Source organism: Amycolatopsis kentuckyensis, assembly GCF_002155975.1.
In the GTDB taxonomy this organism is placed as follows: Bacteria; Actinomycetota; Actinomycetes; order Mycobacteriales; family Pseudonocardiaceae; genus Amycolatopsis; species Amycolatopsis kentuckyensis.
On the sequence record NZ_MUMI01000533.1, the window covers coordinates 1 to 16,969 of the forward strand.

14 protein-coding genes are annotated in these 16,969 nt (G+C 72.5%); 6 read left to right on the forward strand and 8 right to left on the reverse strand.

Going from position 1 to position 16,969, the window contains the following annotated elements:
• Both CCN39_RS40485 and CCN39_RS40490 read right to left on the reverse strand, forming a co-directional pair.
• Positions 1 to 2,380: molybdopterin oxidoreductase family protein (locus tag CCN39_RS40485; protein ID WP_167455326.1), on the reverse strand; the 2,380-nt coding region annotated here is incomplete at its 3' end.
• Positions 2,381 to 2,456: 76 nt separating this feature from the next.
• Positions 2,457 to 2,933 (reverse strand): MarR family winged helix-turn-helix transcriptional regulator, encoded by a 477-nt coding sequence (locus tag CCN39_RS40490; protein WP_086851507.1) that lies wholly within the window; start codon positions 2,931 to 2,933, stop codon positions 2,457 to 2,459.
• 81 nt (positions 2,934 to 3,014) lie between these two features.
• Here CCN39_RS40490 and CCN39_RS40495 point away from each other — a divergent pair, with 81 nt between their 5' ends.
• The 5 genes from CCN39_RS40495 (at position 3,015) to CCN39_RS40515 (ending at position 7,907) form a co-directional block, all read left to right on the forward strand.
• Positions 3,015 to 3,371 (forward strand): DUF6292 family protein, encoded by a 357-nt coding sequence (locus tag CCN39_RS40495; RefSeq protein ID WP_086851509.1) that lies wholly within the window; start codon positions 3,015 to 3,017, stop codon positions 3,369 to 3,371.
• Positions 3,352 to 5,145 carry a thiamine pyrophosphate-requiring protein gene (locus CCN39_RS40500; protein ID WP_086851511.1) on the forward strand — a complete coding sequence of 598 codons (1,794 nt, stop codon included), beginning with the start codon at positions 3,352 to 3,354 and terminating at the stop codon, positions 5,143 to 5,145. Before CCN39_RS40495 ends, CCN39_RS40500 begins: the two co-directional genes overlap by 20 nt.
• 58 nt (positions 5,146 to 5,203) lie before the next feature.
• Entirely contained in the window at positions 5,204 to 6,202 is a 999-nt protein-coding gene (locus CCN39_RS40505) for an SDR family oxidoreductase (RefSeq protein WP_086851513.1), read from the forward strand.
• Positions 6,203 to 6,439: 237 nt separating this feature from the next.
• Positions 6,440 to 6,880: a hypothetical protein gene (locus CCN39_RS40510; RefSeq protein WP_086851515.1), complete on the forward strand. Its 441-nt coding sequence runs from the start codon at positions 6,440 to 6,442 to the stop codon at positions 6,878 to 6,880.
• Between the two features lie 64 nt (positions 6,881 to 6,944).
• Positions 6,945 to 7,907 (forward strand): esterase-like activity of phytase family protein, encoded by a 963-nt coding sequence (locus CCN39_RS40515; protein ID WP_086851517.1) that lies wholly within the window; start codon positions 6,945 to 6,947, stop codon positions 7,905 to 7,907.
• Between the two features lie 72 nt (positions 7,908 to 7,979).
• On the opposite strand, the gene CCN39_RS40520 is transcribed toward CCN39_RS40515, so the two are convergent.
• Complete coding sequence (locus tag CCN39_RS40520; RefSeq protein WP_086851519.1) at positions 7,980 to 9,137, reverse strand: TetR/AcrR family transcriptional regulator; 1,158 nt, start codon at positions 9,135 to 9,137, stop codon at positions 7,980 to 7,982.
• 146 nt (positions 9,138 to 9,283) lie between these two features.
• Between CCN39_RS40520 and CCN39_RS40525 the strand changes: the two genes are divergently transcribed.
• On the forward strand, positions 9,284 to 10,462 hold the full coding sequence (locus CCN39_RS40525) for an oxygenase MpaB family protein (protein WP_086851521.1): 1,179 nt from the start codon (positions 9,284 to 9,286) through the stop codon (positions 10,460 to 10,462).
• A 5-nt stretch (positions 10,463 to 10,467) separates the two neighbouring features.
• On the opposite strand, the gene CCN39_RS40530 is transcribed toward CCN39_RS40525, so the two are convergent.
• The 5 genes from CCN39_RS40530 to CCN39_RS40550 form a co-directional block, all read right to left on the reverse strand.
• A complete protein-coding gene (locus CCN39_RS40530) occupies positions 10,468 to 12,312 on the reverse strand; it encodes an RICIN domain-containing protein (RefSeq protein ID WP_086851525.1) in 1,845 nt (614 codons plus the stop codon).
• A 272-nt stretch (positions 12,313 to 12,584) separates the two neighbouring features.
• Complete coding sequence (locus CCN39_RS40535) at positions 12,585 to 14,027, reverse strand: arabinofuranosidase catalytic domain-containing protein (RefSeq protein WP_086851527.1); 1,443 nt, start codon at positions 14,025 to 14,027, stop codon at positions 12,585 to 12,587.
• Between the two features lie 32 nt (positions 14,028 to 14,059).
• Positions 14,060 to 15,088 (reverse strand): LacI family DNA-binding transcriptional regulator, encoded by a 1,029-nt coding sequence (locus tag CCN39_RS40540; RefSeq protein ID WP_086851529.1) that lies wholly within the window; start codon positions 15,086 to 15,088, stop codon positions 14,060 to 14,062.
• Between the two features lie 4 nt (positions 15,089 to 15,092).
• Positions 15,093 to 16,460, reverse strand: a complete 1,368-nt coding sequence (locus CCN39_RS40545) for an RICIN domain-containing protein (RefSeq protein WP_208630603.1) — start codon at positions 16,458 to 16,460, stop codon at positions 15,093 to 15,095.
• A gap of 98 nt (positions 16,461 to 16,558) precedes the next feature.
• The coding region (locus tag CCN39_RS40550; RefSeq protein WP_143264342.1) for a FadR/GntR family transcriptional regulator at positions 16,559 to 16,969 on the reverse strand (411 nt) is incomplete at its 5' end.

Here is a 16,969-nt window from a genome sequence, read left to right on the forward strand (position 1 = left end):
CGACCTCCTCGTCGACGGCGGCGGGCACCGGCTCGGGCCGCGGTGCCGCGACGGCGGCGACCTTGCGCAGCGCGGCCGCGGCCGTCTTGAACAGCGGCTGTTTGGACACCGGGTCCCAGTCGGTGAAGGTCAGCTCGTTGGCCGCGCGGTCGCCGTCCTTGCCCGCCGGGTGCTCGACATCCCAGTAGCCGTAGTGGAACGGCAGGAACAGCACGCCGTCGCGGATGCCGCCGACGCGGACCCGGGCGCGGACCGCCCCGCGCCGGGTCGAGACCTCCGCGAGGTCGCCTTCGGCGAGCCCCGCGGCCGCCGCGTCGCGTTCGGACACCTCGAGCCACACCTCCGGCGCGGCCGCGCGCAGCTCCGGCGCCCGGCCGGTCTTCGTGCGGGTGTGGAAGTGGTGGATCGTCCGGCCGGTGATCAGGGAGAACGGGTGGTCCTCGTCCGGCGTCTCGTGCGGCGGGAGGTACTCGGCGGCCTTGAGCATGGCCTTGCCGTCCGGGTTCATCGCCCGGTACTCGGTGGGCTCCATCGGCGCCCCGGTGACGAGGTCGCGGCCGTAGCTCTCGCAGTAGTCCGGCTGGGCGAAGAACTTCCCGTCGGCGTACAGCCGTTCGGTCCCGTTCGGACTGTCCGAAGTGCACGGCCACTGGATCCCGCCCGCCTCGCGCAGCTTCGCGTAGCTCAAGCCGCTGTAGTCGCACGGCCGGCCCGCGGACGCGCGTTTCCACGCCTCGAACGCCGTTTCGGCGTCGTGCCACTGCGGGAACGGTTCGCCGTCGTTGCCGCGGAAGTCCATCCGCCGCGCGTAGTCGAGGAAGATGTCCAGGTCCGGACGCGCCTGCCCGGGCGGCTCGACGGCCTTCTCCGACAGATGCACCGTGCGGTCGGCGTTGGTGAACGTGCCGGTCTTCTCGCCCCAGATCGCCGCGGGCAGCACGACGTCGGCGAATTCGGCGGTCTCGGTGCGGAACGCGTCCTGCACGACCAGGAACAGCCGCGACGAGTCCAGAATGGACCGGATGCGGTGCAGCTCGGGCAGCGACACGGCCGGGTTGGTCGCCGACACCCACAGGAACCGCAGGGTGCCGGTTTCGGCGTAGCGCAGCATCTGCATCAGGTGCGTCGGCGGCCCGTAGTGCGGGATCTTGCCGACGTCGACGTTCCAGAGCGACGCCAGCTCGGCCACGTGCGCGTCGTTGGCCCAGTTCCGGAACCCGGTCAGGTCGCCGTCGGCGCCGCATTCGCGCGTGTTCTCGGCGGTGGGCTGGCCGTTCATCTGCAGCACGCCGGCGCCGGGCTTGCCCAGCATGCCGCGCAGCAGCACGAGGTTGTTGACCTGCACGGCGGCCGCGGACGCCTGGTGCGACTGGTAGAAGCCCTGCAGCACAGTGCACAGCAGCCGCTCCGCCGAGCCGAGCAGCCGGGCGGCTTCGCGGATGAGCCCGGCATCGACGCCGGTGAGCTCCGCGGCGCGCACGGGCGGGTAGTCCGCGACCAGCGCCGCGAGGTCGTCGTAGCCCACCGTGCAGCGGTCGACGTACTCGCGGTCGACCCAGCCGTGCTCGATGACCTCGTGCAGGAGCCCGTTCATCAGGGCGAGGTTGGTCCCGGGCAGCGGCGCCAGGTGCAGCGTCGCCGCCCGGGCGACCGGGGTGTCCCGCGGGTCGACGCACAGCACCGCGGGCGGCCGGGGCCCGGCGAGCCGGTCGAGCACGCGCGACCACAGGACGGCCTGCGTTTCGGCCATGTTGTGCCCGAAGAGGGCGATGACGTCGGCGTGGTCGACGTCGGTGTAGGACGCCGGCTGGCCGTCGCAGCCGAAGGACTCCTTCAGCGCCGCGGCCGCGGTCGCCGTGCAGAGCCGGGTGTTGCCGTCGAGGTGGTTGGTGCCCAGCCCGCCGCGCGCGATCGCGGCGAGCGTGTAGTACTCCTCGGCGAACAGCTGGCCGCTGGTGTAGAAACCGAGCGCGCCCGGACCCTGTTCGGCGAGGAGTTCCTTGCTGCGCCGGACGATCAGGTCCATCGCTTCGTCCCAGCTCGCCTCGGCGAGCTCGCCGTTCGTGCGCACCAGCGGCGTCGTCAGGCGGTCCGGCGACGCGTTCGCCTGCCAGCCGAAGAGGTCCTTCGGGTCGAGCCGGCCGTGGTTGACGCGGTCGTCGGCGCGGCCGCGGACCCCGGCGATCCGGCCGCCGGCGACCGCGATGTCGAGCCCGTCGCCGTTCGAGTGCAGCACCGCGGCGCTCCGGACCCAGCGGTCGACGTCGTCCGGCCGCAGTCCGTCGGCGAGGTGGCTGTCCACCCGCACCGGCCACGGCTCCCCCGGCCCGTAGGGCGTTCTGGTCCCCCAGGGCTCGGCGATTCCGTCGCGCTTTCCCACCGCAAGGACCTCCGATCACGACTCGGTTGGCGCCGGGTACCCGCGATCCCCGCGGGCAAACGTCGTTTCCCGGAATTTAGTTTGCGCGACGCAAAAGTGAGCGGGATTCCGATTCGTCCGCTTCGACCGCTCCGGCGAACCGCTCGAACGCGGCGATCGCGGCCGCCCGCGCCGGCGGGTCGAGCCGGCCGAGGACGCTCGCCAGCACCCGGCGGCGGTCGCGGTCGACGCGGTCCACGAGCTGGCGCCCCGGCCCGGTCGGGGCGAGCAGCGTCTCCCGCCGGTTCAGCGGGTTGGGGGCCTTTTCCAGCAGGTTCAGCGCGACCAGGCGATCACACGCGCGGGTGACCGACGACGGGTTCATCGCCAGCTCGCGGGCCACCCGGCCCATCGTCACCGGGGTCCGGTCGACCACCACCCGCAGGGCGCGGAACTGGGTGAGCGTCAGCTGCTCGGTGTTCTGCTCGACGGTCGAGTCGGCGATGAGCACCATCGCCCGCAGCGCGGCCAGGGCCGCATCCGTACCGTCCGACTCCACCCAAGTTTGCGTCACGCAAGTATGATAGACGGCGAGAGCGGGTACAGCGATTTCGTGAGCGCCGACGGGTGACCACGAAAGGAGGCGTCCGCGCCGGTGAAACCGGATCCCGGGCACGTCGAGGCCACGGCCCTGCGCGACTACGTCGAGACCGTCGCCGAGCTGCTGCGCGTCGAGCCGGCCGCGTCGTGGAGCGAATACGGCAGTCCGTCGACCGCCTACATCGCCCTGGGCGCCCGGCGCGCGGGCCGGTTGCTGATGCTGTCGTGGACCGACGGCAGCGGGTGGTGCCTCGCCGTGGAACCGGACGGCGCGGAAGAGCCCGCGGTCCTGGTCCGGTGGCCCGATCCGGTGCGGCCGCAGCCCGCCGTGGTGGCCCGCCGGGTCCACGAGGCGCTCACCGAAGCGGCACCGCACGCCAAAGGGAGTACTCATGAGCCAGACAGTCGGTGACTACCTGCTCCAGCGCCTGCGCGAGTGGGGTGTGGAGCAGGTCTTCGCCTACCCGGGCGACGGCATCAACGGGCTCGTCGCCGCGTTCGGCAAGGCGGACGACCAGCCTCGCTTCGTGCAGGCCCGGCACGAGGAGATGGCCGCGTTCTCGGCCGTCGGCTACGCGAAGTTCAGCGGCAAGGTCGGCGTCTGCATGGCCACGTCGGGCCCGGGCGCGATCCACCTGCTCAACGGGCTCTACGACGCCAAGCTCGACCACGTTCCGGTGGTCGCGATCGTCGGGCAGACCGCGCGCAGCGCGATGGGCGGCAGCTACCAGCAGGAGGTCGACCTGCAGGCGTTGTTCAAGGACGTCGCGAGCGAATACCTCGTCGAGGTCAACGTCGCCGAGCAGCTGCCGAACGCGCTCGACCGGGCCATCCGGACGGCCGAGTCGTCCCGCTGCCCGACCGCCCTGATCATCCCGGCGGACCTGCAGGAGGAGGCGTACTCGCCGCCGCAGCACGCGTTCAAGCAGGTGCCCTCCAGCCCGCCGGGCACGGCGTGGTCCCGGCCGGTCCCCCCGGAGCAGGACATCGACGCCGCGGCCGAGGTCCTCAACGCCGGTGAGAAGGTCGCCATCCTGGTCGGGCAGGGCGCACGGGGCGCGGCCGAAGAGGTCCGCCAGGTCGCCGAGGTCACCGGGGCCGGCGTCGCCAAGGCGTTGCTGGGCAAGGACGTCCTGCCGGACGACCTGCCGTGGGTGACCGGCTCGATCGGGCTGCTCGGCACCCGGCCGAGCTACGAGCTGATGCGCGACTGCGACACGCTGCTGATCGTCGGCTCGAACTTCCCGTACAGCCAGTTCCTGCCGGACTTCGGGCAGGCGCGCGCGGTGCAGATCGACCTGGACGGCCGGCTCATCGGGATGCGCTACCCGACCGAAGTGAACCTGGTCGGGGACAGCGCGGCCACGCTGCGCGCCCTGCTGCCGAAGCTGGCGAGCAAGCCGGACCGCTCGTGGCGCGAGACGATCGAGAAGAACGTCGCTTCCTGGTGGGAGACCGTCGACCGGGAAGCCGCCGTCGAGGCCGATCCGGTCAACCCGATGGCCATCGTCAACGAGCTGTCGAAGCGGATCCCGGAGAACGCCATCGTCACCGCGGACTCCGGCTCGTCCACCAACTGGTACGCCCGCAACCTCCGCATGCGCGGCGACATGCGCGGCTCGCTGTCGGGCACGCTGGCCACGATGGGCCCCGGCGTGCCCTACGCCATCGGGGCCAAGTTCGCCCACCCCGACCGGCCGGTGATCGCCCTCGTCGGCGACGGCGCGATGCAGATGAACGGCCTCGCCGAGCTGATCACCATCGCGCGCTACCAGCACCTGTGGAGCGACCCCCGCTGCGTGATCTGCGTCTTCCACAACAACGACCTCAACCAGGTCACCTGGGAGCTGCGCGCGATGGGCGGCGCGCCGAAGTTCGAGGAGTCCCAGACCCTGCCGGACGTCGACTACGCCGGTTTCGCGCTGTCGCTCGGGCTCGCGGCCGTCACGGTCGACAAGCCGGACCAGCTCGCTTCGGCCTGGGACACCGTGCTCACCGCGGGCAAGCCGGCGGTGCTGGACGTCCGCTGCGACCCGGACGTGCCGCCGATCCCGCCGCACGCCACCTTCGAGCAGGTGAAGTCGGCCGCCCAGGCGGTGCTGAAGGGCGACCCCGACGCGTTCCACCTCGTGGCGCAGGGGGTCAAGACGAAGCTGCAGGAGTTCCTGCCGGGGAAGAGCCGGTGACGACGATCGGGCGGCCCGGTCGCTCCGCGTAGGCGGGTACCGGAAAACGGAGGCAATCATGAACCAGGTCGTCGTCGTGACCGGGGCCAGCGGGGGCATCGGCCGCGCCGTCGCGCGGGCCTTCGGTGCCCGGGAGGCCGGGGTCGCCCTGCTGGCGCGGGGGAAGGAAGGGCTCGAAGCCGCCGCGGAAGACGTCACCCGAAGCGGGGGGACGGCGCTCGCCATCCCCACCGACGTCGCCGAGTTCGGCCAGGTCGACGCCGCCGCTTCCCGGGTCGAGCAGGAACTCGGCCCGATCGACGTGTGGGTGAACGTGGCGTTCACGTCGGTGTTCGCGCCGTTCGCCGAGATCGAGCCGGACGAGTTCCGCCGCGTCACCGACGTGAGCTACCTCGGCTACGTCCACGGCACGATGGCCGCCCTCCACCGGATGAAGCCGCGCGACCGCGGCACGATCGTGCAGGTCGGCTCGGCGCTGGCGTACCGCGGCATCCCGTTGCAGAGCGCGTATTGCGGTGCGAAGCACGCGATCCAGGGGTTCAACGAGGCGTTGCGCTGCGAGCTCCTGCACGACGGCAGCCACGTCCGCACGACGATGGTGCAGATGCCGGCAGTCAACACGCCGCAGTTCTCGTGGGTCCGGTCCAAGCTGCCGGACCAGGCCCAGCCGGTGCCGCCGATCTACCAGCCGGAGGTCGCGGCCCGCGCGGTGGTGCACGCGGCCGAGCACCCGCGCCGCCGCGAGTACTGGGTCGGCGGCAGCACGGTCGGCACGTTGCTCGCGAACGCCGTCGCGCCGGGTGTCCTCGATCGGTACCTCGCCCGGACCGGTTACCGGTCCCAGCAGACGGGAGCGAAGAAGCCGCCGCACCAGCCGGAGAACCTGTGGTCGCCGGCGGATCGCGACCGGGATTTCGGTGCGCACGGCCGGTTCGACGGCAAGGCGACGCCGAGGAGCGTGCAGCTGTGGGCGAGCCGGCACCACGGCGTGGTCGCCGCGGCCGGAGGTGCGCTGGCCGCGACGGCGCTGGCGGTGTGGCGGCGGGCGCGGGCGTGACCGGACGCGGGCCGGCCGGTCACCACCGCGGGCGCGCCGGAGCTCGACCCGCTGTCCGAAGCCCGTCCACTCGCCGATCGCGCAGGTCAGCGCCGGTCGACCAGCCGGTCACCGCGATCCGGCCGGTGCCGCCGGACCTCGGCCGAAAGGACGAGCCCGCGACCGCCGAACCGCCCCTTCGGCCGAGGTGACCTGCTCCTTCCCTCCCTACGTTGAGCAGCGGAGGAGGGAGGAGCCGTGAAGTTCACCGCCAAGCGAATCGTCATCGCCGGGGCCGTGGCCGGGGCGGCCGTGGTCGCCGTCGGGGCCACCGTGATCGCCACCGCCGCCGATCCCGTCGCACCGGAAGTCGGCAGCGCCACCCCCGCCGATGCCGGGCACGGGAACGAAGGCAAGTACACCACCGGGGACTACGTGCTGAACGTGCACGAACTCGACGACGACGGTAACGGCATGCGCACCGCCATCGGGCCGCACACCACGTACTACTCGAAGACCTTGCACGGCAGCGGAAACCGGACGGCCACGGTCGTCAAGTTCTCGGCCGGCCCGGACTCCGATGCGCCGATCGTCTTCAGCTACCCCGTTCCCGCGCCCGGCCGGGCCGTCGACTGCGTCGCCTCCGGGACCGAGGCCGCACCGCAGGTGCGGTGCGAGACGAAGTTGCCCGCGAGGTGATCGACTCGGTACAGTCCGAAGCAACGCCGCGTTGCCCGAGCCCCTCCGGCCCCAGGAGCACGACGTGCGCACTCTCCTCTGCTTCGCCGCTGTCCTTCTCGCCATTCCCGTCGGCACAGCCGGCGCCGCCACCGCGCAGCACTGGCCCGGTGATCCCGCCGTCGCCGTCGCCGATCCCGCCGGGGTGCTCGGCGACAACGTCAGCGGGCTGTCCTTCGCCGGCCCCGATGTGCTGTGGGCCGTCAAGAACGGCCCCGGCACCCTCTACCGGCTCGTCCGCTCCGGCAGCGGCTGGCGCCCCGCCGACGGCTGGTCCTCGGGCAGGCAGCTGCGCTACCGGGACGGCGGCGGCGACCCGGACGCCGAAGGGGTCGTCGTCACGCCCGACGGCCTGTTCGCCGCGACCGAGCGCGACAACGACGGAGACGGCAGCCTGCTGAAGGTGCTCCGGTACGACACCGGATCGACAGCGAGCGAGCTCGGCGCCGCCGCGGAATGGGACCTCACCGACGACCTGCCCGCCGTCGACGACAACGGCGGTTTCGAGGGCATCACCTGGATCCCGGACAGTTTCCTGACCGCCGGCGGCTTCCGCGACGACCGCACCAAGGCCCCCTACGACCCGGCCGCCCACCCCGGTCACGGGACCGGCCTCTACTTCCTGGGCCTCGAAGACGAAGGCCGGATCTACGCCTACGCCCTCGACCAAGCCGGCGGTGGGTTCACCCGGGTGGCGTCCTTCCCGGCCGGCTTCCCGAACGTGATGGAGCTGGAGTTCGACCCGGCGACCGGCAGCCTCTGGTCGGTCTGCGACGACACCTGCTCCGGCAAGTCGGCGACGCTGAAGCTCAGTGGCGGCAGGTTCGCCGTCGCCGCGACGTACGCGCGGCCGTCGAAGATGCCGAACTACAACAACGAAGGGTTCGCGATCTCCCCGGGCTGCTCCGCCGGGCGCCGCACCGTCGTCTGGTCCGACGACGGCAACGACGGCGACCACGCCCTGCGCACCGGGACGCTGCCCTGCTGACGGGTCAGCCGCCGTCGCCCGGGCCGGCGTTCGCCTCCGCGACCTGACTCCACCAGTTCGGCCGGCCGGCGATCACAGCCCGAGGGCGCTCACGAGCAGCGCGGCCACCTCGGCCCGGTGCTCGGGGCGGTCCGCCCACCGCAGCCGGCGGCCGGCCTCGACCACCACGCCGAAACCCGCGTGCACCAGCACCCGGGCCTGGCGCGCGTCGAGGTCCGGACGGGCCTCGCACAAGTGCTGCTCCCACACCGCGATGTGCTCGCGCTGCGCCGTCACCAGCGGGCGGCGCAGCGCCTCCGGCAAGCCGGCGATTTCCGCGTTGGCCACGCTGTGGAGAGCGCTGTGCTCGAAGCTGTACGCCACGTACGTCGCCGTCAGGGCGCTCAGGGCCTCGTGCGGGCCGGTCGTCCCGCGCAGGTTCTGCGCCACCGCCTGGGCCAGCAGGTCCGCGGCCTGCAGGCACGCCGCCGCCAGGATGTCGGCCTTGCCGGGGAAATAGCGGTAGAGCGCCGACGGCACCAGTCCCACCGCCTCGGCGATCCGGCCGTTCGTCACGGTGGCGAACCCGTCGCGTTCGAACAGCGGGACGGCGGCCGCGAGGATCTCCGACCGCCGCGTCCGCGGCACCGGCGGCGCGGGGATTTCCACGCAGGGCGCGGGCGCCGCGGCCGGGTCGGTGGCGGCCACGCGCAGGGCCGCGGCCTGCAGCAGTTCCCCGGTCCGGCGCTGGGCCAGCGCGTTGTGGTGCGTCGTGACGGACCCGATGGCCCCCAGCGCCCCCACCGCCCGCAGGTGCTCGCCGGGCCACGGGTGCTCGCGCCGCACCGCCGCCGCCACGCGCTCGACGACGTGCGCGAACTTGGCCGCCAGCAGCCGGCGGTCTTCGCGCTCGAGGTAGCGGGCCTCCCACCGGTACACGCCCCCGGTCTCCCGGTGGGCGACGGTGACCCGGGTGGCAGCAGCGAAGATCTCCGCCAGTGACGCTTCCGGGGGCACGTCGGCGAGCGCGGCGACGAGCCGGTCCGCCATCACGTTCGCGCACTCGGCGAACAGCGCGTACTTGTTCGGGAAGTGCCGGTACAGCGCCGCCGCGGTGATGCCCACGCGCGCCGCGATCTCCTCCATGGACGCCGCGTGGTAGCCGCGCTCGCTGAACACCGCGGCCCCCGCCTCGACGATGAGCTGCCTGCGGTTGCGGGGCCGGACGGCCGCGGCCGGCTCGGCGGTCACCGGGCTGGGGGGTGCGGGGGGTCGGGCCATGCGTGTCAGTCAACCACAGGCCGGCCGGGTCTTGCCGACCCGCGAGACACCTTCTATGTTAATCAGGAATCTCCTCTCGAAGAGCCCATTACCTATCAAGGAAGCTAGGTAAGTAAATGAGCAATCTCAGCAGGAGGAACGTTCTCTCCCTCGGTGTCGCGCTGGGTCTGGCGAGCGCGGCGAGCGCCGTCCCGGCCTGGGCCGCCGCGGGCGCGGACCCGTGGTGGGTCTGGGACGACGAGGTCGACCGCCTGATGGCCGGGCTGGTCGACGGCGGCCGGGTGCCCGCGGTCAACACGGCGCTGCGGTCGTGGGTGGACAACGACGACCCGCTGCCGGCGGGCCTGCCCGCCGACCTCGCCGCCTGGCTCCGGCAGGCCAACCGCCTGCCGTCCTGGGCCGACCCCGCCAAGCTGCGCCGCGCCGCCGACTTCAACCGGCGCAAGGACACCTACCTCTTCATGCTCTACGGCCTGGGCAGCGGCATCATGAGCACGGTCATCCCGCGCGAGGCCCGGTCGGTCTACTGGTCCGCGGGCGGCGCCGACATGCAGGACCGCGCGGCCAAGACGTTCACCTTCGGCTACGACCTCAGCGAAGCCGGCGCCTTCGAGCCCTCGGGCCAGTTCGTCGTCACGGCCAACAAGACGCGCCTGGTGCACGCCGCGGTGCGCCACCTGCTGCCGCAGTCACCGCACTGGCAGGCGGCCGCCGACGAGCGGGTGCCGATCAGCAACGGCGACATCCTGGTCACCTTCCACAGCCTCGGCACCTTCGTGCACCGCAAGCTGCGCGAATGGCACGTCCCGATGTCGGCGGCGGACGAGGACGCCTTCCTGCACCAGTGGCAGGTCGCCATCCACCTGCTCGGCGTCCGGGACGAGTTCATCCCCCAGACGTGGGCCGCGGCGGACGCGCAGTCGGCGCAGGTGCTCACCCCGCTGCTCGCCCCGACGCCCGAAGGCAAGGAGCTCGCCGCGGACTTGCTCGGGCTGACCGCCCAGATCGATCTGGGCGTCACCCGCGGCTTCCTCAACGAATTCGTGCGGTACGTGCTCAGCAACGAGGTCGGCGACTGGCTCGGCCTGCCGCGCGACTACGCGGCGGCCACCCTGATCCGCACCGGGTGGCCCGCGTACATCGCCTTCCGGGAAGGCCTGCTGCCGATCGCCCCGGCCGGCTTCTACCTCTTCGACCAGTTCATCCGCGCGCTCGCCATGTTGTTCCTCAACAAGGGCACGTCCTCGACGAGCACGCCCATCACGATCCCCACCGGCAACCGGCCCGGTGCCTGAGTGCGTCAGGCCGGTCCCCGGCCCCACAGCCGCCAGGTCTGGTTCAGCGGGCTGTTCTGGGTGACCGGCTTGCACGTCCACTGGATCACCGCGCCGCGGGCGGCCGTGGAAACCCCGCTGACGTCGACGCACTTGCCGCTGTGCCGGGCGACGAGCTGGTAGTCGTGGGGGTCGTTGCCGCCGTAGGTGACCCGGCGCGGCGTGAACTGCTGGTTCGTGGCGCCGTCGGTGCAGGTCCGCTGCTGGACGGCGGCGCCGTCGTCGGCCGAGGCACCGGCCACCTCGAGGCACTTGCCGCTCTGCCGGTTGACGACCGTGTACGTGCCCGCGGCGCCGGCCACCGGGCGGAAGGTCCACTGCTGCTGGTCGCCGCCTTCGCAGAAGTCCTGCTGCTGCCGGTTGCCGTCCGCCGTGCCGAGGTCGGTGTTGTCCAGGCACTGCTGGGAGTGCTGGGCGACGGCGACGGACTGGAAGCTGCCGTCCGACGGGGGCAGCAGGGTGATGCTCACCGCGTCGTCGACCGTGGTGTGCGGAACGTTCACGGTCAGGGCGTTGCCGGACACGGCGGCCACGGAGTCCTGAAGGGTGACCGGGCTCTGGACCGCGGCGCCGCCGTTGTACGGGATCCGCTGGACGACGACCCGCACCTGGTTGTTCTGGACGACACCGGAGGTGGTGTCCAGGCGCTGCAGGGCGACCGCGACGTTCCCGGTCGTGCCACCGCCGCCGACCAGGACCTTCGCCACCCCGGCCGCCTTGGTGGCGAACGGGTCGTAGCCCTGGCTCGGCTTCGAGGCCACGAGCTGGCCGGTCTGCGAGCCGTAGAAGCGGTAGGCCCACCATTCGCCCTTGGGCAGGTACCGGCCCGCGGAGTTGCGGACGAGCAGGTTGGCGAGGTCGTTGTGCAGGTTCCCGCCGCTCGCCCAGTTGGCGCGCAGCCCGTCGGCGCCGGCCCGCTCGAGCCGGGCGATGTACCAGGCCCCGTCACCGGGGTTCTGCTCGTTCGACGCCCCGTATTCGTTGATCTGGTAGGGCCGCGGGTGCGGGATACCCCGCGAGCCGAGTGACGCGTCGGCCGCGGCGACGTTCGCGACCGGATCGCCCGGCAGGGAGTGCCAGCTGACGATGTCCGGGACGGTGGCGGAGCCGCGGACGAAGTCGAGGTACTGCGTCCACCAGCTCGCCGAGGTCGACGGGACGCCGGCGAGGCTCGGGCCGACGATCGCGTGCGCCGGGAAGGCCGCCCGGATGCGCTGGTACGCGCGCTGCCACATGGCGAAGTACTGGCTCTGCGGCCGGTTCCAGAACAGCGTGATGTTGGGCTCGTTCCAGAGGTCCCACTCCACCGGGGCACCCGTCGCCCGGACGTCGTTGACCAGGCGGGTGAGGAAGGCGTCGTAGTCGGACCAGTCGCCGTTGTCGCCGGGGAACCGGGAGATCGGGTAGCCGTCCGCGCCCCACAGGTCGTGCACGAGCAGGACGAACTGGCCGCCGAGCGAGCGGGTGCGCAGGAGCTGGGCGCGGGTGGCGTTCCACCGCCGGTCGTACCGGCCCGACACCCAGCCGCCCGGGCTGTCGAGCTGCGCGCCGCCGGCCCGCATGGCCTGGAAGCGGACGTCCCGGAAGAAGTGGTCGGGCGGCGCCGACGCGTTCTCGGTCATGCCGTAGATCCACCCGGAGGCCCGGTAGGTGGGCGAGCCGCCGGCGGCGGAGAAGTCGACGGAGACCGACTCGTCGGCGGCCTGTGCGGGCGCGGTGAGGGCCACGGCGGAGGCACCGGTCAGCGCTCCGGTGACGAGGAGGGCGGCCAGGCCACGGCGGACGCGCGGCCGCTGACGCGAGAGGTCCACAGACGACTCCTTTGGCGGTGGACGTGGAGGTGACGATGCCGGTCATCGAACCGGTTCGACCACCAAGGAACGTACGCCGCAGGGAATTCACCGACAATCGACCAAATGGAGGCGAACCGGTTCGGCCCGTGCCGGCGACTCCCCGGGACGCGGTGAACGACTCGTTCCCGGCGGCTGAGGTCCGGAACGAGCCGGTCCCGACCCGGCGACGACGGGAAGGGGCTTCCCCCGCGGCACCCGCGGGGAAAGCCCCTCCCGTCCGCCCCAGCGGCTCAGCGGTAGCCGGCGGCCACCACGTTCGCCTGGACCGCGTTCTCCGTCGCATCCGACGGGTAGCCCGCGACCATCGCTCCTTCGTAGAACGTCCCCGCGCTCAGGTTCGCCCCGCCGCCCGGTTTGCAGCAGTCGCCGCCGCTGCCCAGGATGATCGCGCCCTGCTTCTTCATCGGGCTGTAGCCTCCCGGGAGGCCGCCGTCCCACATCGTCGTGAGGTTGCCGGACTGGGCGTTGCTGCCCTTGAGCGCGAACCGGGACGTGCCGTTGTTCTTCAGCATCGCCGTGACGAACTTGCTCGGCAGCGCCCGCTGGTTCGGGTTCCACTGCTGGCTGCCGCCCGGGTACAGGCCCCACTCGAGGTCGGCCTGCACCCACGGGCCCGACCCCTGGCAGCCGCCGAACCAGCACTGCGTGCCGAAGTTGATCGCGTCCATCGCCCCGGCCGCGTCGGCCTTCCTGGTCGTCTCGCTGTTGCCGTAGTCGAAGCAGCAGCCGCTGTTGACGTGCGTTCCGCTGGTCACCATGTACATGCCCTCGGGCGCGCTGCCGGTCGGCACGCCCGTCAGGTGCCCGTCCCGCCAGTAGCTGTTGCCGGGGTTGATGAACAGCGAGTACGCCTTCGTGCCGCCGACCGTGAGCGACTCCGACGTCGCCTTCGCCGGGCTGCTCTGGCTGGAGCCCGGGACGACGGTCGATCCCTGGTACCACAGGTCGTTCCCGCGCCCGGACTGGTCGTAGACCACCGTGATGACGCAGTTCGTGCCCGCGCAGAAGGAATCCTGGACGCTCGCGTCGGCGGTGCCGCCCGCCGCCCGGACGGCGACGTTCCTGGTCGTGTTGTCGGACGAACGCCGGACCTGGTACAGGTTGCCCGCGTAGGTGCCGTAGAGCGCCCGGACCGTGCTGTGCGCGGCGACGCACGGCGTGCCCCCGGACGCGTAGATGTCGCAGGGCGCCGTGCCGGACGGCGTCGGCGGGGTCGTCCCGGCACTCCACCGCTGGTTGCCCTGGCCGTGGCAGGTCCACAGGACGACCGCGGTGCCGTTGGCCGTGCCCGCGCCGGTCACGTCCAGGCACAGTCCGGATTGGACACCGCTGATCGTCCCGTCGGCGTTCTGCCGCCACTGCTGGTTCGCCCCGCCGTGGCACGACCAGATGATGGCGGCCGTGCCGGGTGCCGTCCCGTTGCCGTTGGCGTCCACGCAGCGCGTGCCGTTCAGCGTCCGCAGCTCCCCCGCCGCGGTGAACTCGTACGCCTGCCCGGCCTGGCCGCCGCAGTCCTGGATCTCCAGCGCCGTTCCCGGCGCGTCGGTGCCACCCCGGACGTTCAGGCACCGTCCCGACGCCGCGCCCACCAGGGGCGCCGCTGCCGCCGAAGCCGGTGCCGCCCCGGCCAGCGCCGTCAGCAGCATCGCGGCCACCACCACGAACACGCGCACGATTCCTCCTAGGTCCTCGGTGGACAGCGGTGTCACGCCGATTTGCGCGGCACCAGCTCGGTGTCGAGCACGGTGCTCCGGCGCGGGGCCGCGCCGTCGATCATCGCCAGCAGTTCGGCGGTCATCCGGGCGCCCATCTCCTCCACCGGCTGGCGCACGGTGGTGAGCGGCGGATCGGTCCAGCAGCTGATCGGCAGGTCGTCGAACCCGACGACGGCGACGTCCTCGGGCACCCTCCGGCCCGCGCGGCGCAGCGCGCGCAACGCCCCGACCGCCATCATGTCGGAGGCCGCGAAGATCCCGTCGACGTCGGGGCGACGGCCGAGCAGCCGGGCCGTCGCGTACTCCCCCGACGCCTGGCCGAAGTCGCCGCACACCACGAGGCTCTCGTCGTACCGGCCGGCCCGGGTCATCGCCTGCCGGTAGCCGAGCAGCCGGTCCACCCCCGCGGTCATGTCCTGGGGCCCGGTGACGGTCGCCACGGTGTGGCGGCCGCCGTCGAGCAACCGCTGGGTGGCCAGGCGCGCGCCGCCCTGGTTGTCGGCGTCCACGTACGGCAGGCGGCCCGCCCGGCCCGCCTGGACCGGCCGGCCGCCGAACACCACCGGGATGCCGAGCCAGTCCAGGTCGAGCGGGCGGCGGCCGTGCATGCCGACGACCAGCGCGCCGTCGACGTGGCCGCCGTCGAGGTACCGGACCACCGGCGACTGGTAGTCGTCGGTGGCCGGCACGGTGAGCAGCACCAGCTGCACCCCCACGGCGGTCAGCTCCCGGCCGACGCCCGCGGCGATCCGCGGGAAGTACGGGTCGGTGAACAGCCGCGGCACTTCCTCGCACACCACCAGGGCGATCGAGCCGGTGTGCCGCGCGCTGCTCGCCTTCGCCGCCCGCTGCCGGGCGTAGCCCAGCGCCGCCATCGCGGACTCCACCTGCTTGCGGCGTTCCGGGCTCACCCGCGGGAAGCCGTTCAGCACGCGGGAGGCCGTGGCGATCGACACCCCGGCCGCCCGCGCGACGTCGGCCAGCGTGGGCCGGAACCCGGACGGTTCGGCGACGGTCACGGGCTCAGGCACGCTGGAGCTGGAACCGCTGGTTGGCGTTCCCGGTGAACGTCCACTGGGAGATCCGGGCGCCATCGGCGGTCGAGACTCCCCAGACGTCCATCGCGAGGCCGCTCAGCCGGTTGACCAGGCTCACCGCGCCGCTGCCCTGGTCGACGACCCGCCACTGCTGCGCGGTGGCGTTGGTGTCGGCCTGCTGGCTGATGTCCGCGCCGCTGTCGGCGTTCGCCGCCTGGAGCACCAGCCCGCTGTGGCGCGCCCGGACCCGGTAGTAGCCGTCACCGGAATCCACGAAGTCGAACTGCTGGCTGAGCCCGCCGTTGGCCGACTCCTGCTCGATGAGCGCGCCGGCCGCCGTCGAGGCGCCGGTGATCCCGACGAGCTTGCTGCTGTGCTGGGCGGTCAGCTTGTAGTTGACCCCGGTCTGGACCGGCGACGTCGGCGACGTGGTGCCGAACTGCGTGATGAACTTCCACACCTCGCCCGAGGTCCAGGTCTGCCAGCCGCTGCCGCCGCCGTCCTTCGGACCCGGGTCGTGCCCGCCGTCGAAGGCGGCCCAGACGACCGGGTACCCGGCCCGGCAGCCGGAGTAGGCGGTGACGATGTGGGTCCGGCTGCCACTGCCCGGCTCCGGCGGGTTCTGCGGCGTGCAACCGTTGTTGCGCACGAACTGGTCGCGCAGCGCACGCCCGGACGAGATGGGCAGGACGTTGTCGCCGATGCCGTGCATCCCGATGTAGGCGACCGGCTGGGTGCCGCCGCTGCAACCGCTGAGGTTCGCCCCGGAGTAGACGGCGACCGCGCGGAACACCGTGGGCCGGGCGCAGGCGAGGGCGTAGCTCATCGCGCCGCCGTAGCTGAAGCCGCCGGCGAAGACCTGCGTGGTGTCGACGCACAGCGCGGCTTCGACCTGCCGCAGGAGGTCGTCGATGAAGGTGACGTCCTGGCCACCCGGGTTGGCCCAGCCGTTGCCGTTGCCCTGCGGCGCCACGAAAATCGTGTTGTTGCCGGAGCTGTCGGCCAGCCGGCGGAGCCCGTAGTAGGACCAGTTGTAGCCGTCGGTCCCGCCCGAGTCGACGTCGTTCATCGTCCCGCCCCGCCAGTGGAGCCCGACGAACAACCGGTACTGGTGGTTGTTGTCGTAGTTGGCCGGGACCCGCAGGATGTAGCTGCGGTTCTGGCCGCCACTGGAGATCGTGTGGTTGCCGCTCGCCAGGCCGGGTGCCTTCCCGCACCCCGCGGTGCCGGCGGCCGTGGTGGCTGTGGTGGCCGGCCCGGCCGCGCCGGCCGGGACGGCTTGCGCGGTGCCGCTCACCCCCAGCGCGAGCACGGCTCCGATCACGGCGGAGGCGAACAGGGATCTCTTCACCATCACAGGGACTCCCTCTGTCTACGGACGTCGTCGTCCTCCCGGGCCGGGGAAGATCCCGGGAGCAGTAAGGTCCACAATGGAACGTCTGGTGGGTGCGGTCACCGGCCGAACAGCCGGCGCTGGATCTCCCGGCGGTAGTCCTCCAGGGTGTTGTCCAGGTGGACGCCGGCGGCGTGGGCCGCCGCGTCCGGATCGCCGTCGCGGATCGCCCGGTAGATCGCAGCGTGCTCGTCGACCGCGCCCGCCGCGTGCCCGCCGATCCCGCCGGACATCCCGATGATGTTCGACTGGCGTTGCAGGCGGCGGGCTTCGCGCACGGCCGCGACGAGGAACTGGTTGTGCGACGCGGCGGCGACCCCGGCGTGGAAGTCGTCGTCGCCCCGGTCGAACAGCGAGTACTGCCCGGTCAGGTGGCCGTGGCGGCAGGTTTCGGCGGCGGCCTCGATCGCGCGCAGTTCGGCGGGGGTGGCGTTGGCCGCGGCCAGGCGGCTGGCCGCGGTCTCCTGGAT